Source organism: Chitinophaga sp. (genome assembly GCF_036566945.1).
GTDB lineage: Bacteria > Bacteroidota > Bacteroidia > Chitinophagales > Chitinophagaceae > Chitinophaga.
Genome location: NZ_DATCVJ010000698.1, coordinates 1 through 4,642, shown reverse-complemented (window position 1 = coordinate 4,642; position 4,642 = coordinate 1). Strand labels below are relative to the sequence as shown.

At 45.1% G+C, this 4,642-nt stretch carries 3 protein-coding genes; all 3 read left to right on the top strand.

The window, feature by feature from the left end:
* On the top strand, positions 1-356 hold a 356-nt coding region (locus tag VIP81_RS21060), incomplete at its 5' end, for a hypothetical protein (RefSeq protein ID WP_331965864.1).
* Positions 357-432: 76 nt separating this feature from the next.
* Positions 433-1,098, top strand: coding sequence for a hypothetical protein (locus VIP81_RS21055; RefSeq protein ID WP_331965861.1), 666 nt, complete (start codon positions 433-435; stop codon positions 1,096-1,098).
* Positions 1,099-1,172: 74 nt separating this feature from the next.
* Positions 1,173-4,642, top strand: a 3,470-nt coding sequence (locus tag VIP81_RS21050; RefSeq protein ID WP_331965858.1) for a hypothetical protein, incomplete at its 3' end; no start/stop codon positions are given.

Genomic DNA, 4,642 nt, shown 5'->3' with positions numbered 1-4,642 from the left:
TTAAAACCGGTACTGCCACTATTACAGCTTTACCATCAGGTAATATCATAGAAGGCTGGCAGCGGGTGGAACAGATCGTAGATATACCTGCCGGCGCTACTACTTTTACCATCACATTTAATGCCGAGAGTACCGGTGCTTACTTTGATGACCTGCGTATCCACCCCTATAACGCCAATATGAAGTCATATGCCTATGATCCGGTAACGTTAAGGCTGATGGCGGAGTTAGACGAGAATAATTACGCCACTTTCTATGAGTATGATGATGATGGTACTTTAATAAGGGTGAAGAAAGAAACAGAAAGGGGAATCAAAACGATTACTGAATCAAGAAGTGCTTTAATCAAAGAATAAATTGATGATGAAGAATATACTTGTCTGCTTTTTCGTGTTAATAACAAATGTTGCAGCCGGGCAAACCATTCAGGGAATGGATAAAGCCATTGAACTGCTGAACAAATCCGGAAAGGTGTTTGCATCAGGAAATATGTCGATGGATGTATATTACACCTATGCCAATGAACACCAGCCGGATGTGCTGATCGATTCGTTGAAAGGTACTATTCAGTTGTCTGGTACCAATTACCGGTCGGAACTGGGCAACACCCTGAGTGTTAAAAATTCCCGCTATAGTATTATTGTATTTAAGGAAGATAAATTACTGTATGTAGCTGGTACCGGGGTCGCAGATAGCACTGCCGGTACATCGCCGGTGCTGTTGATTACGACGGCTATTAAACAGATGGGCGTAAAAGAGTGTAACGTTACTACGCACAAAGACACGACTACTATCCGCTTTTTGTTTCCGGAGAATATGACTTATCGTTATATGGACATTAAAATGGAAAATCGCAGTGGGCGGATACAGGAAATACAGTATGTGGTAAAGAGTACGATGATCGACCAGGAGAATACAGGTGGTATTGTGTTTGAACCCTATGCACTGGTGAGAACGTTTTTTCGTTACCACGATAATGTATCTGTTGCCGCTTCGGTTTTTGATGAACAACAGTTTTTTACCAGGTCGGCAAATACCCTGGTACCAGCTGCCGCTTATAGTAATTATGAAGTATTTATAGGAACCCCGAGTAATTAACCCTTATGATGAAGTCCTCTATATCTGGAAAGTTTTTTTTGCTACTGTTTGTAGCTGTACTGTCACTGTGTACAATGACTACTACTGCGCAGAATGGTATCACGGTTAAGAAAGTGCTGGATGGCAGTAAGGGAGAACTGGTGGCCAACGCCAGCGTGATGGTGCAGGACAGTGTTTATTTTGATGCCGTCCTGAAAAGTAAGCTGGAAGCTTCTTACCCGGTAAAGAATATTGTAACATTCAAACTGAATGAATATAGCCCGGTATATCCGGGCGGTGCATTTACTGCATCGGCCATTATAAGGGTTACTTATATCGGAACGGATCAGAACTCGCATACGATGCAGGATACCCTTGCCATTAACTATGATACCACTACGGTGTATAATGTGCGGAGTAGTTTTGTGTTTAGTGGTGCGCATCAGGTAACGGTGCAGTTGCTGAGTCTTACGTCCAGTAACACCGCTATTAATGGTGCTTTGATGCTGGAAAATGAAATGCGTGTGAAGCCGGTATTTAAGCTGGATATGGTAAATGACGTGGTGAAAGCGATCAGCTTCCAAACCGGATCTCTGCCTGCAAATCCAGACCAGCTGGTGGCTACCTGGACGGCGTTGAAAGAAGCCGATGAATACGACCTGGAGTGGGCCTATATTGATTCTTCTTCCCTGGCAAATAATAAATATGGGAATCCGGTAAACCCGGCTTTGGTTTTCCGCAACAATGCTTCCCGTGTGAGCATCAGTGCCAACCACTATGCGATCCCGCTGATGTATGATAATACCGGCACCTTGTATGCACGCGTAAGAGCTGTGCAGGTAAGAGCCGGAAATAGCCGGAAAGAAACTGCCTGGAGCAGCAATTACACAGGTGGTCTGGCATCCTTCAACTTCAAGGGACATGAGAATATGCTCAACTGGCAGTCCAATATCAGTTTTGCAGAAGAAGGAAAGCGTAAAGTAGTAGTGCAGTATTTTGACGGGAATTTTCAGAACCGGCAAACCGTGACCAAAGACAATACCACCGATACCACCATTGTAGCGGAAACATTGTATGATCAACAGGGAAGGCCCGCTATACAGGTACTGCCAGCACCTACTTTAAGTAACATTATCGCCTATACGAAGAATTTCAATACTGGTGTAAACGGCGCATACGACGTTAGTAAGTATGATACCCTGGATGCGCCGGCACATTTTCTGCAAACTTCTGCTCAACCAATGGACAGCAGCAGTGGAGCATCGAAATATTACTCTGGCAGAAATGCCCGGGCAAATGATGGCTTCAATAAAAATATTCCTAATGCAGAAGGTTTCCCTTTTACAGAAACCGTATATACCCCGGATAATACCGGCAGAATCAGCCGGCAGAGTGGAGTAGGCCCTGGTTATGCTATTAACAGCAGCCACGAAACGAAGTACAGTTATGGTAGTGCCTCGCAGCATGAACTGGATGCGCTTTTTGGTACAGAGGCGGGAGATGAGTCACACTATTTCAAGAACATGGTGCAGGATGCCAACGGGCAGTATAGTATTACTTACCTGGATATGCATGGTCGTACTATTGCTACGGCATTGGCGGGCACGCCGGGCAGTACCAACCTGAAGGGATTGTCTTCCAACGTGGTTGATACGACTTTAGAAACGTACAGTGGCGTGAGCAACAATACCGTCAGTGATGGCGTGATGACCATCCATAAACCCTTGCTGGTGCCTATCGATGGACGCTATGATTTTAGTTACAGTCTGGTGCCGCCGGTATTAAAAAAGAAGGATTGCAATGGTAATGACGTGTGCTATGTTGGCAGATTTGACCTGGAGATAAAGATTACGGACGATCAGTATAACCAGCTGCTGGGTGGTAATCCGGTTATTAAAAGATTAACGAATTACAGTGCTGATAGTATTATTTCTAATTGTAATCCTCCGGCTGCAGATACCATTACTTTTTCTCTGCAACTAAAAAAGGGTAGTTATGAAATAGTCAAAACGCTAAAGATTAATGAGGAGGCGATGGCGGCTTACCGGGAGAAAGTATTCATGAAAAGTAGTGTATGTACTTCTCTGGATAAACTGAAGGATGAGCAGCGGCAGCTGATGTTGAATAATTCCTGTGCACCGGATTGTGCAGCCTGTCTTGCGGGTATAGGTACCCGTCTTTCTTTTGCTACGGCTTATATGCAGCGGGCTAACCTGAATCCTGCTGATTCGGTTTCCTACCGGGGTGAGATTGATAATGCTTATGCTACAGCTGTGGCTTCCTGCAATGTCTTATGTCAGAAAGTAGGTTTGTCCGATATGACGCGGCAGTCTATGTTACTGGATATGATACCGCCATCCGGGCAGTATGCCAATCCGGATGATGATCAGTACCGTTATTCCATATTTTATGTAAATGATGGATCAATACCTGTTTATAGAAGAAGTGATATTACTTATTTAGATGAGAATGGAAAGCCGGCCCTGGTATACGATGAAATAACGGATACCCTGGTAACGCCGCAGGCACTGCTGCCGCAGCAGTTTGCTGCAAAATTTCAGTCTTCCTGGGCAGCGGCATTACTGCCTTTTCATCCCGAATACTGTAAACTGCTGGAGTATGAAAAGCATAAAGCCAGCCTGGAATGGGATATCAAATTTCGCGCGGTGGATACCTATGCAGACGCAAAAGCTGCAGGCTTTATCAATCCAACAGGCGGTGTAGGATCACCTTTCAGTTTTTACGGGACGCAGGCAGCGGTAGATCCGCTGGCATTGGAATCAGCGGCATTGAAAGCTAAGATAGAAGCTAAAATGGCGGCTTTCCCCAACATGAATGGCTGGTCTATTTATACCACCAGTGCAGTAAGTGTACTTTGTCAGAGTACTGATGGGGCCTGTGTGAATCAATATGTTCAGCCAGTGGGCGTTTTCAGAGAAGGCGTTTTGTGTGCAGGTGATCAGAATATGATCTGGCGTAGTTTCCGGGAAAATTATCTGTCTATAAAAAAGCAGGTAATAGATGAAGTGATTGATGCCGCTACTTGTGCTGCCGGTGCTCAAAGTGTAAGTGCTGCCAATTTGCTGCCGAAGATGGCGCATTTTACTACATCACAACAGCTGCTCGTACAAAGTGACCTTGGATACATGAACAACCTGACCGCAGCGGATAATGCAAGAATGACTGATTCGGCGAAAGCCATTATGGATCGCTCTTACGCCGCTAACTGCAATAATTATGTATCTACGTGGATGCAGCAGTTATCGTCCTGCAGTTATTCAGCCACAGAATTTGAAGCACTTAAAGTGCAATTGCTGGAGGTGTGTAAGGCCGGATCGGATCAGGATCATCCTTACGGCGCCAGCTCTGTTCCCAATAGTAGTACCTTAAGCAATCGCTCTTTTGATGATGTCATCCGCAAGTTTAACTTACTTCACCCGAACTCGCTTCGTCCGGTCGGTTGTCCTTATATGCTCACGATACCCGCGCTCTACTATGCGCAATCCGGTACGGCCAACAAGTCGGTGATCAGCAAGCCCAGTGATTGTGAATGTGGTAAGATTAC